Source organism: Merdibacter massiliensis (assembly GCF_900155395.1).
Lineage (GTDB): Bacteria > Bacillota_I > Bacilli_A > Erysipelotrichales > Erysipelotrichaceae > Merdibacter > Merdibacter massiliensis.
In genome coordinates this window covers 167,073-186,723 of record NZ_LT699717.1, presented here as the reverse complement: position 1 = coordinate 186,723, position 19,651 = coordinate 167,073, and the positions used below count along the sequence as shown (strand labels likewise).

General features: G+C 38.6%; 20 protein-coding genes and 1 tRNA gene. 16 read left to right on the top strand and 5 right to left on the bottom strand.

Annotation, left to right across the window (positions count from 1 at the left end; translation table 11 throughout):
• The first annotated feature begins 30 nt into the window (after nt 1-30).
• The 4 genes from asnA to BQ9859_RS03695 all read left to right on the top strand — a co-directional run bounded on the left by asnA (nt 31) and on the right by BQ9859_RS03695 (nt 2,334).
• Entirely contained in the window at nt 31-1,044 is a 1,014-nt protein-coding gene (gene asnA, locus BQ9859_RS03710) for an aspartate--ammonia ligase (protein ID WP_075876930.1), read from the top strand.
• Between the two features lie 72 nt (nt 1,045-1,116).
• Nucleotides 1,117-1,193, top strand: a tRNA-Arg gene (locus BQ9859_RS03705).
• A 23-nt stretch (nt 1,194-1,216) separates the two neighbouring features.
• A complete protein-coding gene (locus tag BQ9859_RS03700) occupies nt 1,217-1,699 on the top strand; it encodes a pyridoxamine 5'-phosphate oxidase family protein (protein WP_075876929.1) in 483 nt (160 codons plus the stop codon).
• The gene (locus BQ9859_RS03695) at nt 1,696-2,334 is read left to right on the top strand and encodes an HAD family hydrolase (protein WP_075876928.1); all 639 of its coding nucleotides are present in this window, start codon (nt 1,696-1,698) and stop codon (nt 2,332-2,334) included. Before BQ9859_RS03700 ends, BQ9859_RS03695 begins: the two co-directional genes overlap by 4 nt.
• A gap of 129 nt (nt 2,335-2,463) precedes the next feature.
• Here the strand turns inward: BQ9859_RS03695 and BQ9859_RS03690 are convergent, their stop codons facing one another.
• Nucleotides 2,464-2,793, bottom strand: a complete 330-nt coding sequence (locus BQ9859_RS03690; protein WP_075876927.1) for a winged helix-turn-helix transcriptional regulator — start codon at nt 2,791-2,793, stop codon at nt 2,464-2,466.
• Nucleotides 2,794-2,913: 120 nt separating this feature from the next.
• On the opposite strand from BQ9859_RS03690, the gene BQ9859_RS03685 reads away from it, so the two are divergent.
• Nucleotides 2,914-3,486 (top strand): flavin reductase family protein, encoded by a 573-nt coding sequence (locus BQ9859_RS03685; protein ID WP_075876926.1) that lies wholly within the window; start codon nt 2,914-2,916, stop codon nt 3,484-3,486.
• Between the two features lie 133 nt (nt 3,487-3,619).
• On the opposite strand, the gene BQ9859_RS03680 is transcribed toward BQ9859_RS03685, so the two are convergent.
• Both BQ9859_RS03680 and BQ9859_RS03675 read right to left on the bottom strand, forming a co-directional pair.
• Nucleotides 3,620-4,963, bottom strand: coding sequence for an MATE family efflux transporter (locus tag BQ9859_RS03680; protein WP_075876925.1), 1,344 nt, complete (start codon nt 4,961-4,963; stop codon nt 3,620-3,622).
• A 381-nt stretch (nt 4,964-5,344) separates the two neighbouring features.
• Nucleotides 5,345-7,300: a BglG family transcription antiterminator gene (locus BQ9859_RS03675; protein WP_075876924.1), complete on the bottom strand. Its 1,956-nt coding sequence runs from the start codon at nt 7,298-7,300 to the stop codon at nt 5,345-5,347.
• A gap of 368 nt (nt 7,301-7,668) precedes the next feature.
• On the opposite strand from BQ9859_RS03675, the gene BQ9859_RS03670 reads away from it, so the two are divergent.
• The 9 genes from BQ9859_RS03670 (at nt 7,669) to dhaL (ending at nt 14,573) form a co-directional block, all read left to right on the top strand.
• Entirely contained in the window at nt 7,669-8,535 is an 867-nt protein-coding gene (locus BQ9859_RS03670; protein WP_075876923.1) for a sugar phosphate isomerase/epimerase family protein, read from the top strand.
• A 26-nt stretch (nt 8,536-8,561) separates the two neighbouring features.
• Nucleotides 8,562-9,446 (top strand): class II fructose-bisphosphate aldolase, encoded by an 885-nt coding sequence (locus BQ9859_RS03665; RefSeq protein ID WP_075876922.1) that lies wholly within the window; start codon nt 8,562-8,564, stop codon nt 9,444-9,446.
• Nucleotides 9,447-9,469: 23 nt separating this feature from the next.
• On the top strand, nt 9,470-9,946 hold the full coding sequence (locus tag BQ9859_RS03660) for a PTS sugar transporter subunit IIA (protein WP_075876921.1): 477 nt from the start codon (nt 9,470-9,472) through the stop codon (nt 9,944-9,946).
• Nucleotides 9,947-9,961: 15 nt separating this feature from the next.
• Nucleotides 9,962-10,255, top strand: a complete 294-nt coding sequence (locus tag BQ9859_RS03655) for a PTS fructose transporter subunit IIB (protein ID WP_075876920.1) — start codon at nt 9,962-9,964, stop codon at nt 10,253-10,255.
• 38 nt (nt 10,256-10,293) lie between these two features.
• Entirely contained in the window at nt 10,294-11,334 is a 1,041-nt protein-coding gene (locus BQ9859_RS03650) for a PTS fructose transporter subunit IIC (protein ID WP_075876919.1), read from the top strand.
• A 112-nt stretch (nt 11,335-11,446) separates the two neighbouring features.
• Nucleotides 11,447-12,361 (top strand): cupin domain-containing protein, encoded by a 915-nt coding sequence (locus BQ9859_RS03645; RefSeq protein ID WP_075876918.1) that lies wholly within the window; start codon nt 11,447-11,449, stop codon nt 12,359-12,361.
• 72 nt (nt 12,362-12,433) lie between these two features.
• Nucleotides 12,434-12,880 (top strand): ribose 5-phosphate isomerase B, encoded by a 447-nt coding sequence (gene rpiB, locus BQ9859_RS03640; protein ID WP_075876917.1) that lies wholly within the window; start codon nt 12,434-12,436, stop codon nt 12,878-12,880.
• A gap of 39 nt (nt 12,881-12,919) precedes the next feature.
• The gene (locus tag BQ9859_RS03635) at nt 12,920-13,930 is read left to right on the top strand and encodes a dihydroxyacetone kinase subunit DhaK (RefSeq protein WP_075876916.1); all 1,011 of its coding nucleotides are present in this window, start codon (nt 12,920-12,922) and stop codon (nt 13,928-13,930) included.
• Nucleotide 13,931: 1 nt separating this feature from the next.
• On the top strand, nt 13,932-14,573 hold the full coding sequence (dhaL, locus tag BQ9859_RS03630) for a dihydroxyacetone kinase subunit DhaL (RefSeq protein ID WP_075876915.1): 642 nt from the start codon (nt 13,932-13,934) through the stop codon (nt 14,571-14,573).
• Between the two features lie 99 nt (nt 14,574-14,672).
• Here the strand turns inward: dhaL and BQ9859_RS03625 are convergent, their stop codons facing one another.
• Nucleotides 14,673-15,446 carry an HAD hydrolase family protein gene (locus tag BQ9859_RS03625; RefSeq protein ID WP_075876914.1) on the bottom strand — a complete coding sequence of 258 codons (774 nt, stop codon included), beginning with the start codon at nt 15,444-15,446 and terminating at the stop codon, nt 14,673-14,675.
• A gap of 178 nt (nt 15,447-15,624) precedes the next feature.
• A complete protein-coding gene (locus tag BQ9859_RS03620) occupies nt 15,625-17,556 on the bottom strand; it encodes an NAD(P)/FAD-dependent oxidoreductase (RefSeq protein ID WP_075876913.1) in 1,932 nt (643 codons plus the stop codon).
• 131 nt (nt 17,557-17,687) lie between these two features.
• Here BQ9859_RS03620 and BQ9859_RS03615 point away from each other — a divergent pair, with 131 nt between their 5' ends.
• On the top strand, nt 17,688-18,902 hold the full coding sequence (locus tag BQ9859_RS03615; protein WP_075876912.1) for a PucR family transcriptional regulator: 1,215 nt from the start codon (nt 17,688-17,690) through the stop codon (nt 18,900-18,902).
• Nucleotides 18,903-18,920: 18 nt separating this feature from the next.
• Nucleotides 18,921-19,631, top strand: coding sequence for an SDR family NAD(P)-dependent oxidoreductase (locus BQ9859_RS03610; protein ID WP_075876911.1), 711 nt, complete (start codon nt 18,921-18,923; stop codon nt 19,629-19,631).
• The last annotated feature ends 20 nt before the right edge of the window (nt 19,632-19,651 follow it).

Sequence of the window (19,651 nt, the reverse complement as noted above, 5' to 3'; positions counted from 1 at the left end):
TAATGCAAAAGAAAAGGAGGCTTATGTCAAATGAAAGATGGAAAATTGATATTGCCAGAGAATTATGAAAATCGATTGGATTATGTCGCAACGGAGATTGCCATCAAAAATGTAAAAGATCTCTTTGAACGTCGTTTGGCTTATCATTTGAATTTGATGCGTGTATCTGCACCATTATTCGTACGAAAGGATAGCGGCTTAAACGATAATCTGAATGGGGTCGAGCGTCCGGTTACTTTTGATATTCGTGATATTGAAGGCGATGTTGAAATTGTTCATTCCTTAGCCAAATGGAAGCGGATGGCTTTGAAACGATATGGGTTTGAAGTTAATAAAGGTATTTATACAGATATGAATGCGATTCGCCGCGATGAAGAAGTAGATAATTTACACTCTGTTTATGTAGACCAATGGGATTGGGAAAAAATCATCAGCGTGGAACAAAGAACACTTTCTCATTTACAGGAAACAGTGAAGAAAATATTGCGTGCTTTAGTAGAAACCCAAGAACAGTTATGTCAGGTATTTGAAAATCTAGAGCCGTTTATTCATGAAGAAGTATCTTTTATCACATCGCAGGAACTAGAAGATCTCTATCCGATGCTGACGCCGAAAGAACGTGAATACGAATACACAAAAGAACATAAAACTGCGTGTATCATGCAGATTGGAGATCGGTTAAAAAGTGGTATTCCTCATGATGGAAGGGCACCGGATTATGATGACTGGGCATTAAACTGCGATATTCTGATTTATTATCCGATCATCGATCAAGCTGTTGAAATTTCCAGTATGGGCATTCGTGTGGATTCCATGTCATTGTTATCACAATTAGAAAAAAGCGGCTGTATGGATCGAGTTGCCTTGCCATTTCATAAGGCATTGTTAGATGGCGAATTGCCGTTGACCATGGGCGGCGGAATCGGACAATCCCGTATCTGTTTATTATTGTTGAACAAAGCGCATATCGGAGAGGTACAGGCAGGTGCATGGCCTACACCTATGATTGAAAAGTGTAAAAAGCATAATATCATCTTATTATAAGAAAGAGGGAGATCCCTCTTTCTTTTGCTTGATTTTGTATGAAAGGATGCGCTATAATAATAACGTTTTAGTGTGCCCGTAGCTCAATTGGATAGAGTGTCAGATTCCGATTCTGAAGGTTGCAGGTTCGATCCCTGTCGGGCGCGCCATTTTTTTATTTGAGGCGATTTATATGAGAAGGAAAGATAGAGAAATCAGTGATCAAACACAAATATTATCGGTGATGCATGCCTGTGAAAGTGTCTACATTGCGATGGAAGATCCACATGGCGATGTACCTTATCTAGTCGCTTTGAGCTATGGTGTAGAAATGAAAGAAGAGGAGATATTATTATATTTCCACAGTGCACTGGAAGGAAAAAAAGTAGACCTTTTAAATAAAAATCCGAAAGTGCGTTTTTTCATGCACCAAGGGCATGGCGTAGTATATGATCCAACAAAGCATTCGTGTACGATGAACTATGAAAGCGTGAGCGGAATAGGGTATGTCGAGGAACTGCAGGGAAAAGAAAAATTGCATGGTTTAGATGTTTTGATGCAGCATTACTATCCGACAGATACGCCGCCATATCAGGAAAAGGTGGCAGAGATCACGAAAGTATATTGTATGCATATAGAATCATTGACAGGTAAAAAGAGAGAGAAACGGCTATGAAAGGTTATTTGTTTGATCTAGATGGCACTTTGATCCAATCAATGCATGTTTGGGAAGATGCTGTTTTGCATCTGTTTGACAAATTACAATTAACAATGGATATTGAGCAAGCAAGAGCTGCTTTTTCCGCAATGAAGTTTAGTGAAGTATTAGAGGAAATCATTCGAATTTTCCATCTGGATATGGATGTCAATACGATGTATGATCTCGTTATTTCTGAAGTGCGTGATCAATATGAGCATCATATACCTGCAGTGGATGGAGCAATACAGTATGTTCAGCAATGTTATGAAGCAGGAAAACAAATGTGTGTCGTAACTGCAAATGATGTACCACTGACCAAAGCAGTATTAAAGCGATTAGGAATGTTGGATTACATGCATTTTATCTTATCAAGTGAAGACAGCGGTCTGACAAAACGGACGCCAGAAATGGCATTGGCAGCTATTTCCAAACTGCAGTTGCTGCCAGCACAGTGTGTGATGTTTGAAGATTCACTATATTCTATGCGATCCGCAAAAGCGGCCGGCTGCCATGTAGTTGCAATTTCTTCTGACCGTGGGCAAGATCGAAGCACCATCATGCAGGTTGCAGATGCGATATATCCGGATTTTACAACAGTTCCTATTTTATAAAAAAACACTTTGTTGTGAAAGCAAAGTGTTTTTTAATGATTACTGGGATAAAACCAGCTGATAACTAGTTTGTAAGCAGGAAGATAATACAAATTCTGACAACTTTTTGATACAGAGTCTTTCTTATTTTTACTTGCCTCGATGTTTGTCTCCCCATTCACACATCTGGTCTAAGATGGGAATCAATGATTTTCCTGTTTCAGTTAAGCTGTATTCAACTTTTGGCGGTATCTGCGGATATTCTTTGCGATAGACCAAGCCATCTGCCTCCAGCTCTTTTAAAGTGGAACTTAATGTTTTATAAGAAATTGTTTGTATATAACGTTTCAGTTCGTTAAAACGCACAACTTCAAAATCCATTAAAGCATATAAAATAAACATCTTGTATTTCCCTTGAATTAAAGACATCGTATAGTTAAATCCTGTTTCTTCTAATTTTGCATCCTGTATGCAGCTCATGTTACACTTTCCTTTCGGTAAGTATCGTACTTTATTGTACGTACTTGTTTTATTACCTATTTCTATTATGATTATAGTATAGGAATAAACAAGCGTCAATTTTAAGAGAGGAGCGGTAAAATGATGAAAGATTTAGGAGTACAGCCTTTTTTATTTCCAATGCCGACGTATATGATCGCGACATACAATGAGAACGATACGGTAGATGTCATGATGATGGCCTGGGGAGGTATCTGCGCGGAGAATATGGTTGCTTTAAATTTAGAAGCTGATCACAAGACGGTTGAAAATATCAGAAAGCGGCAGGCATTCACTTTATCTGTTCCAGGGACAGATACATTAAAGGAATCTGACTTCTTTGGAATTGCCAGCGCCAATAAAATGGCAGATAAATTTGAACGCAGCGGGCTTCATGCAATCAAGAGTGAACGTGTGGATGCGCCGATCATTAGTGAATATCCATTAACGATGGAATGCACGGTCGTAGAAATGCAGGAACAGCCATATGGCCTGCGTATTCTTGGAAAGATCGAACGAGTGTTAGCGGATGAGAAAGTATTGGATGCTGCGGGAAAGATCGATGCAAAGAAATTAAATGCTTTTGTGTTTGATCAAATGCAGTATGGTTATTATGCGATTGGTGAAAAAGTTGGACAAGCTTGGCAAAGCGGAAAAGAATGGATGAAAAAGTAATAAGATGCAAGATCTCATAAAGTATATGTGCTTTATGAGATCTTTTTTAGTAAATCATTAGTAGATGTGTTGTTGTAAATTAGTAGAAATATCTTATTTTCGACAAAAAAACTGTTTCTTATTCGAAACAGTTTTAAGCAACAGAAACAATGTTCTTTTTATATAATCCGGAATAATAATAAAATAAGAAAACGATAGAGGTAATGACCCAGGTCACCGGATATACCATAAATACAGCTTGTAAAGAAAGATTTGGAATCAACAAGATCCAAACAGAACGAAGACCGATGATACCCACTGCGGTTATGATCGTAGGAATCAAGGTATTGCCCATGCCGCGCAGACTGCCGGAAATTAAAGTGATCGGGGCATAAGTAAACCAGAATGGAACGATCCAAATGATGATCTGTTTTCCTATGCGCAAGACTTCAGGATCGCTGTTAAACAGCAATAATAATTGCGGAGCAAAGAAGACCATGATGAGGGATATTGCTATGGAAAGCAACAAACAAATTGCAGTCCATAAATTGATTCCTTTTTTTACTCTGTCCATTTTTTTAGCTCCAAAGTTCTGCCCGACAAAAGTGGTAATGGCAATGCCAAATGCCTGCAAGATCATCCAGTAGATGGCATCGATCTTTCCATAGGCAGTATTTGCCGCAATGACATTGACACCAAAGTCATTGATTTTTGCTGCGATGATCAAGTTTGATACGGTATAAAGAACAGATTCAATTGCTGCAGGGAAACCAATCTTAAAGATATCTTTGGTAATAGACAAGTCTAAACATAAATCATGGAAAGAAAAATGCAAAGCATCTTCACTTTGATAAAGAGATAGAATGACAAGTGCGGCCGCAACTCCTTGTGCCATGACCGTGGCAATGGCAGCGCCTGCAACGCCCCAGCGGAATATATAAACAAATAAGATATCTAAGATGATATTAACGATACAAGAAGCAATCAAAAAATACAGGGGATGTTTGGAATCACCGACAGCACGCAGAATTGCACAGCCCATATTATATATCAACATTAAAAATAAGCCGATGAAATAAATATAGATATAATTTAAGGATAAATCTAAAATCTCGTATGGCACGTTTAAGAACAATAAAGATGCCCGTGCTGAGAAGAAGCCGATCACGCTGAGGAACAGCCCGATGATGACAGACAGGGCAATCGAAGTATGAACCGTGCGCGAAATACGTTGATAATTACGTGATCCAAAATATTGTGAAATCAAAACTGTGGTACCGCTGGATAACCCCACAAAAAAACCAACGAATAAATTTAGATAAGTAGATGTAGTGCCTCCGACAGCTGCGAGTGCTTCTTTCCCAAGGAAGTTACCAACAATCAAAGCATCTACGGTATTATACAATTGTTGAAAGAAAGTTCCTAAAAGAATGGGAAAGAAAAAATAAAAAAGTGGTTTTACGATCGAACCTTCTGTTATATTTGCGGTTTTTGCCATTATGTATCCCCCTCATCTCAATAGGAAAATTATAGGAAGGAAGAGTATAAAAATCAATGCTTTTTCAATAATATTGAAAGAAATGCAAAAAGAATCATTTAATACTGAAATTATTTGCACAAAATAAAATTTGCAAGGCTGCAAACAGTGAGGTAAGAAACGGTTGGATCAAGGATATCCCTCAAATAAGCATGAATATATGATTTCTGTATCTTTCTTATAAGCAGATGAATCAAAAGCATCGTATTGTTTCGGCTATTTGGAATTGTTTTTACCTGTTTTGCCGTAAATAAAAGAACCCTCCTTACGGGTTTATCCAGTAAGGAGGGAATCTGGCAAGATAGTGCTATTGAATTCGCAGAAACTGACAGATGCTTACTTTTATAATCCAATATCGCTTAAGATCTGTAAGACTTCTTTTGCTGTTTGTGCATGTCGGAAGTGATCTAATACCTCTTCATCAGAAATCAATTCATAGAAGCGGGAGAAAAAGTTATTTACTTCCACATTTGTTTCGAAATTCAGTGCCATGGTAAATACGATGTCTACTTTATCTTCTTTTGACCAATGAACAGGATGATCCAAGATCAAGATAGAAATCGCACCTTGATTGACATTCTTTTTAAATTCATGCGGAATGCTGACGCCGTTGCCGATAGAAGTTGGCAGGATGGATTCTCTTGCTTTGATGTTTTCAATGAAATTTTCATTGACAGCACCATATTCCTGAAGAATTTGTGCTCCTTTATTTAATGCTTCCTCTTTATTTCGTGCATTGAATCCTAAACAAATGAGATTTTCGTGGAACAGATCACTGGAAACGATGATATTTTGTTTTACTTTCTGAATCTGACTGAGACGGTTGTTGATCAAATTAATATCTTGGTCATCCACACGGGAAGAGATGAAAAGACAGTTGTTTCTGTCTAACTCTTTGGCTTGTACGGTGGAAACAACCAAATCATAATCGTCCAGATTGATATCCATTTGATCATAATAAAATAATTGAATAGAATTGAGATACATGATATTCTTTTCAATTTTATGCTGCAGATATTTAGAGGTATTATAATCTTTTCTCGTAATCAGAGCAATACGGAAAGTCATCAGGTCCTCTTCCAAGGCATTGCTGATCAGCATCGTGATATAGGCGATATCATTTTCAGAGAATTTGATATGCAGCTTTGATTCCAAAAGCTGACTGTTTGCCATGATGATGCCGTAGAGGCTAGGCAAGTTTTTCTTGATATCTTGGATCAACACGGATCCACTGATCAACTGATAGCTTTTTTGCAATTTCTTTTTCTGCAAGATCAACCCAAGATCAGTAATGATACTTTCATTGATCAAGATCTTTTGATTGACGATGATCGTATTCAGTTTATTCAAAAAACGCTGTGCAATTTCTTCGTAATAGTCAGATTTAATCGTACTGGAAGCACGGTCATAAGCACCATTTAATGCAAATTGAGCTGCTAGACAACGATATTCATGTGTCATAGACTGTTTGGAATAAGATGGAAGAGCATGATTGATCAAATCTTCAGCAGCTAACAGCTGTTCCTTGTTGATCCTGCATTTATCTAAGATATTCGGCTCATGTATGATGTTCCCTGTCGCAATCCGTTCTAAGGTCAATGCGATATATTCGATCAGTTGTGTAAACGAAACATCATTGTAATTGAAGTTCAAGGTACTTTCTGCTGTTTGCAGCATGCGTTGAATAGTCAAAATATCTTGATGGGGGTAAAAATGTGTGAAGTAATGAAAAAAATGCTGATCCACACGGATATCCAAAGAAACTGGAGCTTCGGTTTTCTCTGTTTCTTCATAACTTCGATTATTTTCAAAAATGATAGCCTGTCGTTTATTGAACTCATCTCCGTGCAATGTAACGCCTCTATTTTTGATCACCAGCAAATGAAGATCAAAATAACTGAGAAAGTCACGTATCAACTCTAGATCTTTTGAAATTACTGTTCGATTGACTCCTAGGTCATCGGCAAAAATTTGAGTTGTATAATTGGAATTGCGTTGGAACAAGATGTTTAAGATATAATGTTTACGAAAATCAAATGAGTATGATTGATTCCTTGGATCATTTGACAGCTTTTCCAGTTCAGCATGCTGTATTTCATTACAAATGATCTGAAAACCTTTGCCTGGAATGGAGCGTAATGAAGCACCTGTGGACTCGACAAATTCACGTACAAAACGAATATTGTGTTTCACAGTGCTGCTGCTCATGCCGATTTCTTTTGCAATTTGGCTAGAAGTGATTGGTTCCTGGTAATTTAAAAGGACACAGATAATTTTTTCTGTGGTAATATCAATCATGTAATTCACCTCAGCTGTTCTATGATCATATACAGTCTTTTAAAAATATTATATATAAAAATAATATAGAAAACAAATGCTACTTTTTTAGTATAAAGCATATCTGCAGTTTCCTCCTAACAAATTAAATCTAAATTTTGCACGAGCATTCGTGCAATTTATTTTTTAAAAAAGAACGAGGTGTAAAGAATGCAGATCTGCAGTTTTTGCAAAAAAAAGATCGAGAGCGGCATGTTAGAAAAGTGTCTTTTGCACGAGCTTATTGCACGTGTATGCGTGCAAAAACGAAAATTATAGTATATGGAAAAGTAAAATGAAAACGCTTAACATAAAGGTAGAAAGAAACGAAGAAGAAAAGGAGGGTTAGAATGAAAATCAAATTCGGCGTAGATACTTTTATCTGGACAGAAAACTTCTTAGAGAAAGATCTATGGGTAATTCAAAAAGCAGAAGAGCTGGGATTTGAAGCAATCGATTTTGCTATTGCACATCCTGAGACATTTCCATTAGAAAAAGTCAAAGAAGAATTAAGCAAGACACATCTAACTCCAGTAACAACGACAACGCTGGATGCAGAACGAAATCTTCTTTCGCCAGATGAATCTATTCGGCGTGCTGGTATTGACTCACTGAAATTGTTAGTAGATATCAATAAAGAACTTGGAAGCAAGATTCTTGGTGGAGTCAATTATGCTGGATGGGGTTGTTTAACAGGAAAACCTCGAACGAAGGAAGAATGGAAACGCAGCGTAGAAGCAATGCGGGAAGTCGCAGAATATGCTTTGAAGGTCTGCCCAGATTTAAAGATCTGTGTGGAGTGTGTCAACCGGTTTGAAACACATTTCTTAAACATCGCGGAAGATGCAGTTCAGTATTGCAAAGATGTGGGAACAGGAAATATGGCTGTTCATTTGGACTGCTTCCATATGATCCGTGAGGAAAAGAGCTTTACAAAAGCGGTAGAAACGTGTGGCAAGAAGTATTTGGGATATGTGCATGTAAATGAAAATGATAGGGGAATCCCAGGTACAGGAATGGTTCCATTCCGTGAATTTTTCTTAGCTCTAAAGAAGATCAAATATGATGGGCCATGTGTAATTGAATCATTTGATCCAAGCTTTGAAGAGCTGAATGGTAACTGTGCAATTTGGAGAAAGTTCGCAGATACAGGAGAGGAATTGGCAATTCAAGGTTTAGCAAACCTTAAAAAAATTGCAGAATCGATCGAAGACTGATCGATCAGGAAGGAGGATAATAAAAGATGTTAGTTAATTTAAAAGAGATCTTGAAAAATGCAGAAGAAGGAGGTTATGCAATCGGATGTATCAACACACCAAATATGGCAACATTGCGTGCCGTTGTTGATGCAGCTGAAGAAATGCAGACTCCAGTGATCATTGACCATGCGCAGGTGCATGATCCATTGATTCCAATCGAATTGATTGGTCCAAAAATGGTGGAATATGCAAAACAAGCAAAAGTTCCTGTTTGTGTTCATCTGGATCATGGAAGTGATTACAACTTTGTAATGCGTGCTTTGCGTTGCGGATTCAGTTCCATCATGTATGATTTGAGTGCACTGCCTTTTGAAGAAAATGCAGCAAAGTTGAAAGAATTCACTAAGATGGCACATGCTTTAGGAATCACAGTGGAAGCAGAGTTAGGAATCATGACTTCAACTGAAGATGATACACATGGCGATGGAGGTGGATGGACGCATGAAACAATCAAGAAAACATTCACTGATCCAGCTCAGGCAGCAGAATTTGCAGAAATTACTGGCGTAGATGCTTTGGCTGTTTGCTTCGGTACGGCACATGGTATTTATGCAGAACCTCCTATCCTTGACATCGATCGTGTAAAAGCAATTCGTGCGGCAATGCCTGCTACAACACGCGTGGTAATGCATGGCGGAAGCGGTGTAGACGAAAAACAAGTACAGGCAGCTATTACTGCAGGTTGCTCAAAAGTAAATTATTATTCTTACATGGCAAAAGCTTGTACAAAACATATGCAAGAATACCTGAATGAAATCAAAGGAAATGGTTTCTGGCATGAAGTAGATGAAGAAGCATATCGTTTCATGAAAGAATATGCAAAAGATGTTTTACGCATGTTTAAAAATGGTAAAACTTGTAAGTACTAATGATAGAAAAGGGGATTTCGCCTATGACAGAAATTGATCTGAGCAAGGTCCTTACAAAAGAGGCAGTTACATTAGATCATGAACCGTTTGCCTCAAAAGAAGAGATGTTTGATTTTATGAGCAAAAAGTTCCTGGATGCTGGTATCATCACTGATCAAAAGGCTTATATTCAGGCATTGGAAGAAAGAGAAGAAATGGGACCAACGTACATGGGAAATTATATTGGTCTTCCGCATGGAAGATGCAATGAAGTAATTTCAAGCGGTATCGGTTTTTGCAGATGCAAAGAACCTTTCACCTATCAAAGCTGCGGTGAAACTGGGGAAGTAAAATATGTATTCATGCTTGCAATTCCAGGTAGTCAAAGCGGGGAACAGTACATGCGTGTGTTAGCAACATTGGCAGGACTGTTGGCAAAGGAAGAGTTTGTTGACCATTTGGATGATGTCCATAATTATGAAGAGCTGATGGAGCTCGTAAAGACATGCAGTGAAGAATAAATTAGAGGTGAACATATGAAAGTAGTTGCTGTTACTTCGTGTGCAACAGGTATTGCGCACACTTATATGGCTGCGGAAGCCATTAAAAAAGTATGTAAGAAAAAAGGATATGAATGCAAAGTTGAAACACAAGGTGCTCTAGGCATTGAAAATCAGCTGAAAACAAAAGATATTGAATCTGCAGATATCATTGTTTTTGCAAACGATGTAGGGGTTTCTAAAGCAGAGCGCTTCAATTCTTGCAAAGATAAAATTAAAAAATTCTCTCCACATGATGTAATCAAAAATCCAGACATCATCTTCGAATAATCATAATCGAATAATAATAAAGAAGAGAGGAAAAAAAGATGAAAGATAAGTTAAAAGAAATACAGGAAGCGTTATTGACTGGCGTTTCATATATGCTTCCATTCGTAATCTCAGGTGGTTTGTTAGTTGCAATCGGTTTCTTGCTAGGTGGTTATAATATTCCAAACGATGTGGCAATGGGAGGCAATTTTGCTTCAACTGTATTCTGGTTAGGTAAAGCTGCATTTGGATTGATGGTTCCAATTCTTGGTGCGTATACAGCATACAGCATTGCGGATAAGCCAGGTATTGCTCCAGGTATGATCGCAGGCTGGATGGCTACTGACCCTTGGGAATTGAATCAGGCTTCTGGTTTCCTTGGCGGTTTGATTGGTGGTATCATTGCTGGTTACTTAGTAGTTTTATTGAAAAAGATTCCTATGCCGGCATCTCTTCGTTCATTGCTGCCTACATTGATCATTCCATTGTTAGGCGTTGCTGCTATGGGTCTGATCATGGTGTATGTCATTGGTGGACCAATCGCAGCAGTTACAACTGCTTTGACAGATATGTTGAACAGTTTAGGTACTGGTAACTTAGTATTGCTTGGTATTATTCAAGGTTGCATGCTTGCATTTGATATGGGTGGTCCTTGTAATAAAGTTGCATATGCATTTGCATTGGCCGCAATGGATACTGGCAACTACATGGTAATGGGTGCAAACTTTGTTGGATCCATTACACCTCCACTGGGAATTGCTTTAGCTATCTTGATCAAAAAGAGCCGTTTCACAAGTGCTGAACGTGGTTCATTGGCTGGTTTGTTTGCCGGTGCAGTTGGTATGATCACAGAGTTCGCTATTCCATTTGCTGCATCTGATCCAATTAAGGTTATCCCTTCATTGATGGCAGGTTCTGCAGTAGGATGTACATTATCTTATCTGATGGGCTTGACAATTCAAGCACCTCATGGTGGTCTGTTCGTTCTCTTCGCAATGAATAGTCCTATCAGCTTCATCATTGCTTCCGTAGTTGGTGCAATCGTAACAGCTGTTATCTTGATCGCATTGAAGAAAGATGCAGTGGAAGAAGAAGACTAATTACTAAATTTGATTCATATTAGAAATGAAATACGATGATCTCATACATCTGTCATAGAGCAGATGTATGAGATATAAAAGTATAAATAGGTCAACGAAAGGAGTTTATCTAATGGCAAAATTATTTGACATCATGGGAAAGTTCCCATTTTCTCCAGATGAGAAAAAACCAACATTGATTCGCAAGCAGGATTATTCAACTGCTTTATATCCGCCGAACAATGCATTTACATCTGATAATACATTTACAATCGTAACAACTGATACTTTTATGTTAGGTATCTATGAATTAGGACCAGGAGGTGTGTTTGCACCGCTGGACATTCACCCAGGTGATGAATCTTATTATATTTTGCAAGGACCGGTAGTTCAACGTTCTGGAAATGGTCAATTCGCATACTTAGAGACAGGTGAAGGATTGTTCATGCCGGAAGGAGCATGGCATTGCTGCCATAACTTCTCTGATAAAAAAACACGTATTTTATATTTCATCACACCAAAAGCATGGAGCGAGCAAATTCCGCCTGCTGTAATCCCAACGGATGAAGAGACGAAATTCTATAAAGGACCAAATAATGATAAATTGCCTAATATGAGAGATAAGATCAAAGATATTTCTCGTCAGGGATGCACAGATGATATCGGACATTGGCCAGTTGATGCAAGTGAAGCGAGAGCAACAGGTGCTGTTTATGCTGTACGTGATTTTGAGAAGTTAAACAACGTACATGGTACCAAACATCCAATGTTAATGCGTTTCATTACAAGCAATGATTATGGACATTTCGGTGAGTTCATTTTACCGGCTGGCGGTTATGGACCTCGCTGTTCAGATCCGGACAAACATAAAGGGGATGCAGCATTGTACTGTGTAGATGGACCTGTAACTGTGAATTTGCCAGAGCTAGAGGAAAGCTTTATTTTAGAGCCTGAAGATACATTCTTCATTCCAGCTGGTGTATCTTATCAGTTGGTAAATTTTGAAGCAAAACCAGTAAAACTTGTATTTGCAATTACTGAGCTTTAAAAATTCACCAGATCCGAGGTGAAGGAGCGGTGAAAACCGCTCTTTTCTATGGGGAAGAAAGGACAATAGTATATGAAAATCGTAGTAGGTTGTGATGAAGCTGCTTTCCAGTTAAAAGAAATGGTAAAACAGCATTTGATAGAAAAAGGGTATGATGTAACAGATGTGGGCGTGTATAATACAGATCCATCATTGTATCCGGATACTGCAGAAAAATTATGCAAGGAGATCATCGAAAAACGTTGTGAGAAAGGTGTCTTGATGTGCGGTACAGGAATCGGAATGGCTATTACTGCCAATAAGATGCCGGGCATCCGTGCAGCAGTTGGACATGATCTGTTCTCCATCGAAAGAAGCAGAAAGAGCAATGACTGCCAGGTATTGTGCATGGGCGCAAGGATCATCGCGCCGCAATATGCACTGATGCTGCTGGATCATTGGCTGGAATGCGATTTTGCTGGAGGCGGAAGCACTGCAAAAGTTGAAAGAATCAATGAGATCGATCAACAGTATCGATAAAAAAGAAGGCCCGCATAAGATCATAAGGAGGTAACATACATGCAAAGAATCATCAATGATCCAAATGAAGTAGTAGAAGATATGCTGAAAGGATTTGAACGCTGTCATAAAGATATCATACATGTGGATGAAAATGATCCGCGAGTAGTCGTGTCGAATTTTGCCAAAGAAAAACGCAAAGTAGGAATCGTAACTGGCGGGGGCAGCGGACATAAACCGGCATTCATTGGATATTGTGGTAAAAATATGGTAGATGCCGTTGCTGTAGGAGAGATTTTCTCCAGTCCAACTGCAAAAGCATTTTATGATGCATTCTGTGCAGTTGATCAAGGAATGGGAGTCGCTTGCCTATATGGAAATTATGCAGGCGACAATATGAATGTAAAAATGGCGATGGAATTAGCCGAAGATGACGATATCGAAGTAAAGACAGTCGTAGCCAATGACGATGTCGCAAGTGCGCCAAAAGAAGACAGAGCGAAACGCAGAGGAGTAGCAGGAGAGATCCTGATGTGGAAAGTAGGCGGAGCGAAGGCCAATCAGGGAGCTAGCTTGGATGAGGTCATCGCAGCAGCACAGAAAGCAATTGATAATACGAGCAGCGTAGGTGTAGGATTGAGCCCATGTACTATTCCAGCCAACGGAAAACCAAATTTCACGATTGAGGATGGAACGATGGAATTTGGAATCGGGCATCATGGAGAACCGGGCATCAAGGTAGAGAAACTGGGAACTGCAGCAGAAATGGCAGAAGAAATGACGCGTTTGGTTGTGGAAGATCAGCCTTTTGTAGCTGGTGATGAAGTAGTGGTACTGGTATCCGGATTAGGCGCAACACCAGTCATGGAACAATATATCTTCTTTGAAGAAGTAGCAAAGATCCTGGATGAAAAAGGAATCAAGATCTATAAGTCATATGTAGGAAACTATTTCACATCATTAGAGATGAACGGAGTGACATTGACGATGATGAAGCTGGATGATGAGTTAAAAGAATGCATCGATGAAGAAGTAGAAACGATGGGACTAACACAGTTTGGAGGAAAATGATATGCAATATGTAGAAAATCAAGGAAACGCTGGCATTGTGATCAAAATCATTGAAGCGATCCATGAAAATGCGGCATATTTAAGTGAGATCGATGGTGCAACAGGGGATGGTGACCATGGTGTCAATATGAACAAAGGGTTCATGATGGCAAAAGACCGCATAGAAGAAAATGTTAGTTTTAGCGAGGCTTTAAAAATCTTGGGTAGAACACTTGTCATGGATATAGGAGGAAGCATGGGGCCTATCTATGGGACGATGTTTTCCAAGTTGAGCCGTTCTACAAAAAATGAAGAACAAATAACAGCGGAAGTATTTGCGACAGCTTTGCTGAATGCAAAAGAAGGTCTGATGGATCTGGCAGGAGCAAAAGAGGGAGACAAAACATTAGTGGATACGATTGCTCCAGCACAACGTCAGTTTAAAGAAGCATTAGATGCTGGCAAGAGTTTTTCAGAATGTCTGGAAGCAATGAAACAGGGAGCAGAAACTGGAAAAGAACATACAAAAGATCTAGTTGCAAAAATTGGCCGTGCAGCTCGTTTAGGAGAAAGAAGCAAAGGACATCTGGATGCAGGAGCTACTTCTTGTTGCATCATCTTAACAACGATGGCGGATGCCATGCTTGCTGTTATGAAAGAATAGAAACTATCATTGAATTAGATTGTATAATGAACCTGTCAGAAGACAGGTTCATTTTTATAAAAAAACAACTTCCATTGATAGGAAGTTGCTTTCTATATATCAGATCCATCCAAAGTGCTGACATGCTTTTTGAATACCATCATCAACATTTGCGGCTGTGACATAAGTGGCTTTTTCTTTTAACGCATCACAAGCATTTCCCATTGCAATGCTTGTCCAACGCGGGTCAAACATGATCATGTCATTGTAATCATCTCCGAAAACAACCACATCAGAGACGGGAGCATGCAGATGCTCCATCATTTGTTCGATGCCTTTATCTTTTTTATCATACTGGAACATTAAGTAATCTTTGACAAAACGCAGATGTCCAACTGTATCTTTTAACGTCAATAGATGTTCATCTTCTTGTGAAATAGAAACATACACTTTATAAATGGCTGGCAGTGTATCATAATCTAAACTTGGATCAATGATATACTCTGTAGGCTCTTTGCGTTCACCGACCTGCTCTCGAAATAAATCATTCTTGCTGTATACACGGATAGAATCATCTAACATTAGTAAGAGGCCGTATCCCAATGCTTCTGCCTGATGACAGATTGCTTTTGCTTTTTCTAAAGGCAGCGGTATATTATCTACCAATTGATCATCGATGACCAATGCGCCTCCGCCACTGGCAACCATATTATGCAAGCCTACTTCATCCATGAATGCACGAGCTTTATAGTGAGCACGACCTGTTGCTATCGCAACAAAATGACCATTTTCTTGTAATTTATGCAATGTATCTAAAGCAGAAGGAACAATTTTTTTGGTCTTCATATCTGTCAACGTTCCGTCGATGTCAAAAAAGAAATATTTCTTTTCCATGTGATTACCTCCAAACAATCGAATATATCTCTTCTATTATTTTAATGCAACGAAAAGTCCTTCGTCTAGGGGATTTCTCTCATATAACGGATTGAATATGTACAAGAAATGCACGAGCAAAACGTGCATAAAAATGAATATAAGAAAGGCTATCAGATCAAACTGATAGCCTAGACTATTAGATCTTAAATGCAACTGCAGCAGCCTCTTCAGTTGCTTTGTTGGCCTGTCCTGCTTTTGAAGCATCACCGATGACATATACTTCCTTCACACAATCTTTGATTTCTTTTTCTAAAGGATTATAAGATTTAGAACCAAGTGCAATAACGATGCTGTCAAATCCAGTAGCTTCTTTTTCTTCGCCGTTTTGTGTATATTTTACTCCATCTGGAGTGAATTCCTGGATACTGGCACCCATGATATACTGGGTATTATTTGAATCCAATCTTTGATGCAAATGTGTACCAACACCCAGCACACCATAATCTGGTGCAGGCAACATATCGATGATCGTACTGGTACGTCCGCCTCTTTCTCTTAAGAAGTCAGCTGTCTCAAGTCCGACTAATCCAGCACCGGCAATCAAAACATTTCTACCAACCTTTACTTTTCCTTCAATGACATCATTTGCCATGAATACATTTTCCATATCAATACCTTTGATTGGCGGTTTGGACTGTTTTGCACCTGTTGCTAAAATAACGACATCTGGTTTCTTCTCTTCAACGAGCTCTTTGGTTACAGCAGTGTTTAATACATATTGTACACCATTTTTCTTTCCTTCCTGGATCCAGAAACGAAGAGGTCCGGTTAACAAAGATTTAGCAGGAGGCAATGCAGCAATTCTAAATTGTCCTCCCAGTTTATCCTGTGCTTCATAAACGGTTACGTGATGTCCGCGCTTGCTGGCCACATATGCTGCATACAGACCGGCAGGACCAGAACCAACGATCATAACATTTTTACTTGTTTGTGCAGGATCAAAAGTATATTCTGCTTCATGGCCAACACGCGGATTGACCAAACAACAAGCCTGCAAATGATTTGGATCTGTCATATAGCCCATGCAGGATTGCAGACAATTGATACATGGAGTAATTTCAGAGATTTTTCCTTCTTTTGTTTTATTTGGAAATTCAGGTTCTGCCAGAGACTGACGAGAAATGGAAACAAAATCAGCTTTGCCTGTTTCTAAGATGTCCTCTGCAATTTCTGGCGTGTTGATTCGGTCAATGGAAATCACTGGAATGGAAACACCTTCTTTGATCTGTTTTGCATTATAAGCATTGAAACCCATTGGAACATCTTCAGGCGCACTCATCCAATCGAGGGAAGCATAGGTACAGATCGTAGCTTCAATTGCATCATAGCCGGCATCCTCAAAATACTTGGCGAAGATTTTGGTATCCGAAATCGTTAAACCTCCTGGTACTTTTTCTTCACTTGACAATTTAATGATTACTGGGAAATCATCACCACATTTGCGTTTGATATCTTTGCAGATCTCACAAGCAAATCTTGCACGATTTTCTAGTGAACCGCCAAATTCATCAAAACGTCGATTTGTAAATTGAGATAAGAATTGTTGAACAAGGTATCCATGCCCGGCATGTACTTCTACACCATCAAAGCCAGCTTTTTTCGCGCGTAGAGCGGCATCGCCAAATAAATGAATATTATCCCAGACTTCTTCTGTAGTTAACTCATGTGGAGTCTCATCAAATACAGGGCAAGCTAGAGGAGATGGAGCAGAAACTTCATGCCCTAGAATCGCTTTTGTATACTGTCTTCCAGGTTGATGCAGCTGCGGGAAGATATAGGCCCCTTCTGCATGAACAGCATCGGTCACTTTTTTCCATGCCGGAATATGCTTGTCATCTCCTAGGGATGGTTCGTAAGGTGTGCAGAATTCACTATCCTGTACACGAGTGACTTCTGTAATGATCAAAGCAAAACCACCTTTTGCTCTTGCTTTGTAATAGGCAACGGTACGATCAGTTGGAGTTCCTCCTAATTCAGCAAATCCAACACCCATTGCGCCGACGATAAAACGGTTTTTTAGAGTAAGTTTACCTATTTTTCCAGGTTCAAATAATTTGTTGTACTTCATGAATAAACCTCCTTGTATCCTTTCTATCCAACATTATAATAAAATTGATAAATTATTCACAATGTCAAAAAAGATAAAAACATGTTATGATGGTTGTGCAATATGCACAACATGGAAAGAAGGGAATAGTCATGGAGGATATCGGTATCCTTTTTCGCTTGATGACCCAAGGATCATCGATCAATAAGACAGTTTCGACATTGAAAGAACAATTTTTTCATAATCCGGTCATGATCACTAATCGTTATTTTCGCGTAATCGCAATGAATGATGAAATAGATTTTGACGATGCAGTATGGAATTATGCAAAACAATATCATTGTTGTTCGAAAGAGTCTATTGAAGCATTTCAAGTAGATGATGCTTCTAAAAAGTTATTTCATCATGGAACTTCCTTTTTATACAATACAAATTTAGGAGAAAAGATTCCTCGGATATTAGGAAGGATCATGCATAAAGGGGTCGTATACGGCTATTTGATCGTCTTTCAAGTGATGCATGTCTTTTCAAAAGAGGAAACTAAACGTGCAGATATGGTATGTGATGCGCTTGGTGTTTTGCTTGCCGATACAGTTGGCAGCATGCATCCATCTTATTCAAGGAAAGAGTATTTTTATCGTGAATTATTAGATATGACCTTGGAAAACCATTTAGATATTGAAAATGAGATCATGCAATTTAAATGGGAATTTCAACCAATGTATAAAGTATTGTCTTTAAAGGAACAGGATCAAAAAGGAAAAGCTTATGCGAATTATATCTGCAATTTGATCAATGATTTGTCCAAAGATACTACAGCGTTTGTTACGGAGAATCAAATATTGGTTGTCTGTAATTATGCAAGGGAAGAGCAGATCCAGGCAACGGTTGATCAAATTGAGAAAATATGTGTGCAATACGCGTATTCTTGTGGAATCAGCCGCTTATTTTTTGATTTATCTAAATTACGTCTTTATGCAAAACAGGCTTTGCAAGCCAGAGAAATTGGAAGGATCGTTGATCATGGACAGCCTATTTTTCCGTTTTCAAAATATGCTTTCTACGCATTGCTGCAGAGATATGATCAGGAAGAATTAAAAACGCTGATATGCAATGAATATGTTCGTTTAAAAGAGTATGATCGCAGAAAAAATACGGAACTGGTACAAACATGTCTGCAGTTTTATCAGCAAGGGCTTAACATATCTTTAACTGCTGAGAAATTACATGTGCATCGAAATACACTTTTTTATCGTTTAAACCAGATTGAAGAAATTGCACAATGCAATATACATGATATAGAATGCCTGGATCAAATATATCATTCTTCCATGATCGATCATTGGCGGAATAAATTGTTTTTTTAAATGAGAAAGGATGATTGTATGAAAAAAGTTTTGATTACCGGTGGAAATGGCGGGATTGGAAAATGCTTATGTGAAGGTTTTGCTAAAGCAGGTTATGAAGTATTTTCTTTGGATCTTGCATCAGGAGAGTTTGGTGATCCATGTATTCATTGCTATCAAGTGGATCTGAGAGATGAAAGGGAAGTACAGGAGTGTTTTTTATCGATTCAACAGCAATATGGAGTGTTGGATGTACTGATCAATAATGGTGGAATCAGTCAATTTCAAAAATCAATCCAAGAAATTACCATAGATGAATTTGATGATGTCATCAAAACAAATTTACGAGGTGCTTTTCTTTGTGCAAAAGCATATATTGCACAATCTTCAGTACGTACATATGGACGAATCATTAATATCGCATCTACCCGTTTCCATCAAAACGAACCACATTGGGAAGCATATGGCGCATCTAAAGGAGGAATCGTATCTTTTACAAACAGTTTGTGTGTTTCTCTAAGCAATACGCATATCACGGTCAATACTATTACACCGGGATGGATAGAAACAAAGCAATATGACAGCTTAACAAAAGAAGACCATGAACAGCATCCTTGCGGCAGGGTAGGAAAGCCACAGGATATATTACAGCTTTGCTTGTTTTTATGTGAAGAAGAAAATGATTTTATTGATGGAGCAAATATTGTTGTTGATGGAGGAATGAGCAAACGAATGATTTATAATGAATAGATTTGTATAACGATATGAAA

What these genes read in the sequence shown, in the direction of transcription:
- BQ9859_RS03690 (WP_075876927.1), bottom strand. Translation starts at nt 2,793, where the DNA reads ATGAGCTGCATACAGGATGCAAAATTAGAAGAAACAGGATTTAACTAT.
- BQ9859_RS03665 (WP_075876922.1), top strand. Translation starts at nt 8,562, where the DNA reads ATGTTAGTTAATTTAAAAGAGATCTTGAAAAATGCAGAAGAAGGAGGT.
- BQ9859_RS03635 (WP_075876916.1), top strand. Translation starts at nt 12,920, where the DNA reads ATGCAAAGAATCATCAATGATCCAAATGAAGTAGTAGAAGATATGCTG.
- BQ9859_RS03680 (WP_075876925.1), bottom strand. Translation starts at nt 4,963, where the DNA reads ATGGCAAAAACCGCAAATATAACAGAAGGTTCGATCGTAAAACCACTT.
- BQ9859_RS03675 (WP_075876924.1), bottom strand. Translation starts at nt 7,300, where the DNA reads ATGATTGATATTACCACAGAAAAAATTATCTGTGTCCTTTTAAATTAC.
- BQ9859_RS03700 (WP_075876929.1), top strand. Translation starts at nt 1,217, where the DNA reads ATGAGAAGGAAAGATAGAGAAATCAGTGATCAAACACAAATATTATCG.
- asnA (WP_075876930.1), top strand. Translation starts at nt 31, where the DNA reads ATGAAAGATGGAAAATTGATATTGCCAGAGAATTATGAAAATCGATTG.
- BQ9859_RS03650 (WP_075876919.1), top strand. Translation starts at nt 10,294, where the DNA reads ATGAAAGATAAGTTAAAAGAAATACAGGAAGCGTTATTGACTGGCGTT.
- BQ9859_RS03615 (WP_075876912.1), top strand. Translation starts at nt 17,688, where the DNA reads ATGGAGGATATCGGTATCCTTTTTCGCTTGATGACCCAAGGATCATCG.
- BQ9859_RS03685 (WP_075876926.1), top strand. Translation starts at nt 2,914, where the DNA reads ATGATGAAAGATTTAGGAGTACAGCCTTTTTTATTTCCAATGCCGACG.
- BQ9859_RS03610 (WP_075876911.1), top strand. Translation starts at nt 18,921, where the DNA reads ATGAAAAAAGTTTTGATTACCGGTGGAAATGGCGGGATTGGAAAATGC.
- BQ9859_RS03660 (WP_075876921.1), top strand. Translation starts at nt 9,470, where the DNA reads ATGACAGAAATTGATCTGAGCAAGGTCCTTACAAAAGAGGCAGTTACA.
- BQ9859_RS03620 (WP_075876913.1), bottom strand. Translation starts at nt 17,556, where the DNA reads ATGAAGTACAACAAATTATTTGAACCTGGAAAAATAGGTAAACTTACT.
- BQ9859_RS03625 (WP_075876914.1), bottom strand. Translation starts at nt 15,446, where the DNA reads ATGGAAAAGAAATATTTCTTTTTTGACATCGACGGAACGTTGACAGAT.
- BQ9859_RS03670 (WP_075876923.1), top strand. Translation starts at nt 7,669, where the DNA reads ATGAAAATCAAATTCGGCGTAGATACTTTTATCTGGACAGAAAACTTC.
- BQ9859_RS03645 (WP_075876918.1), top strand. Translation starts at nt 11,447, where the DNA reads ATGGCAAAATTATTTGACATCATGGGAAAGTTCCCATTTTCTCCAGAT.
- BQ9859_RS03655 (WP_075876920.1), top strand. Translation starts at nt 9,962, where the DNA reads ATGAAAGTAGTTGCTGTTACTTCGTGTGCAACAGGTATTGCGCACACT.
- dhaL (WP_075876915.1), top strand. Translation starts at nt 13,932, where the DNA reads ATGCAATATGTAGAAAATCAAGGAAACGCTGGCATTGTGATCAAAATC.
- rpiB (WP_075876917.1), top strand. Translation starts at nt 12,434, where the DNA reads ATGAAAATCGTAGTAGGTTGTGATGAAGCTGCTTTCCAGTTAAAAGAA.
- BQ9859_RS03695 (WP_075876928.1), top strand. Translation starts at nt 1,696, where the DNA reads ATGAAAGGTTATTTGTTTGATCTAGATGGCACTTTGATCCAATCAATG.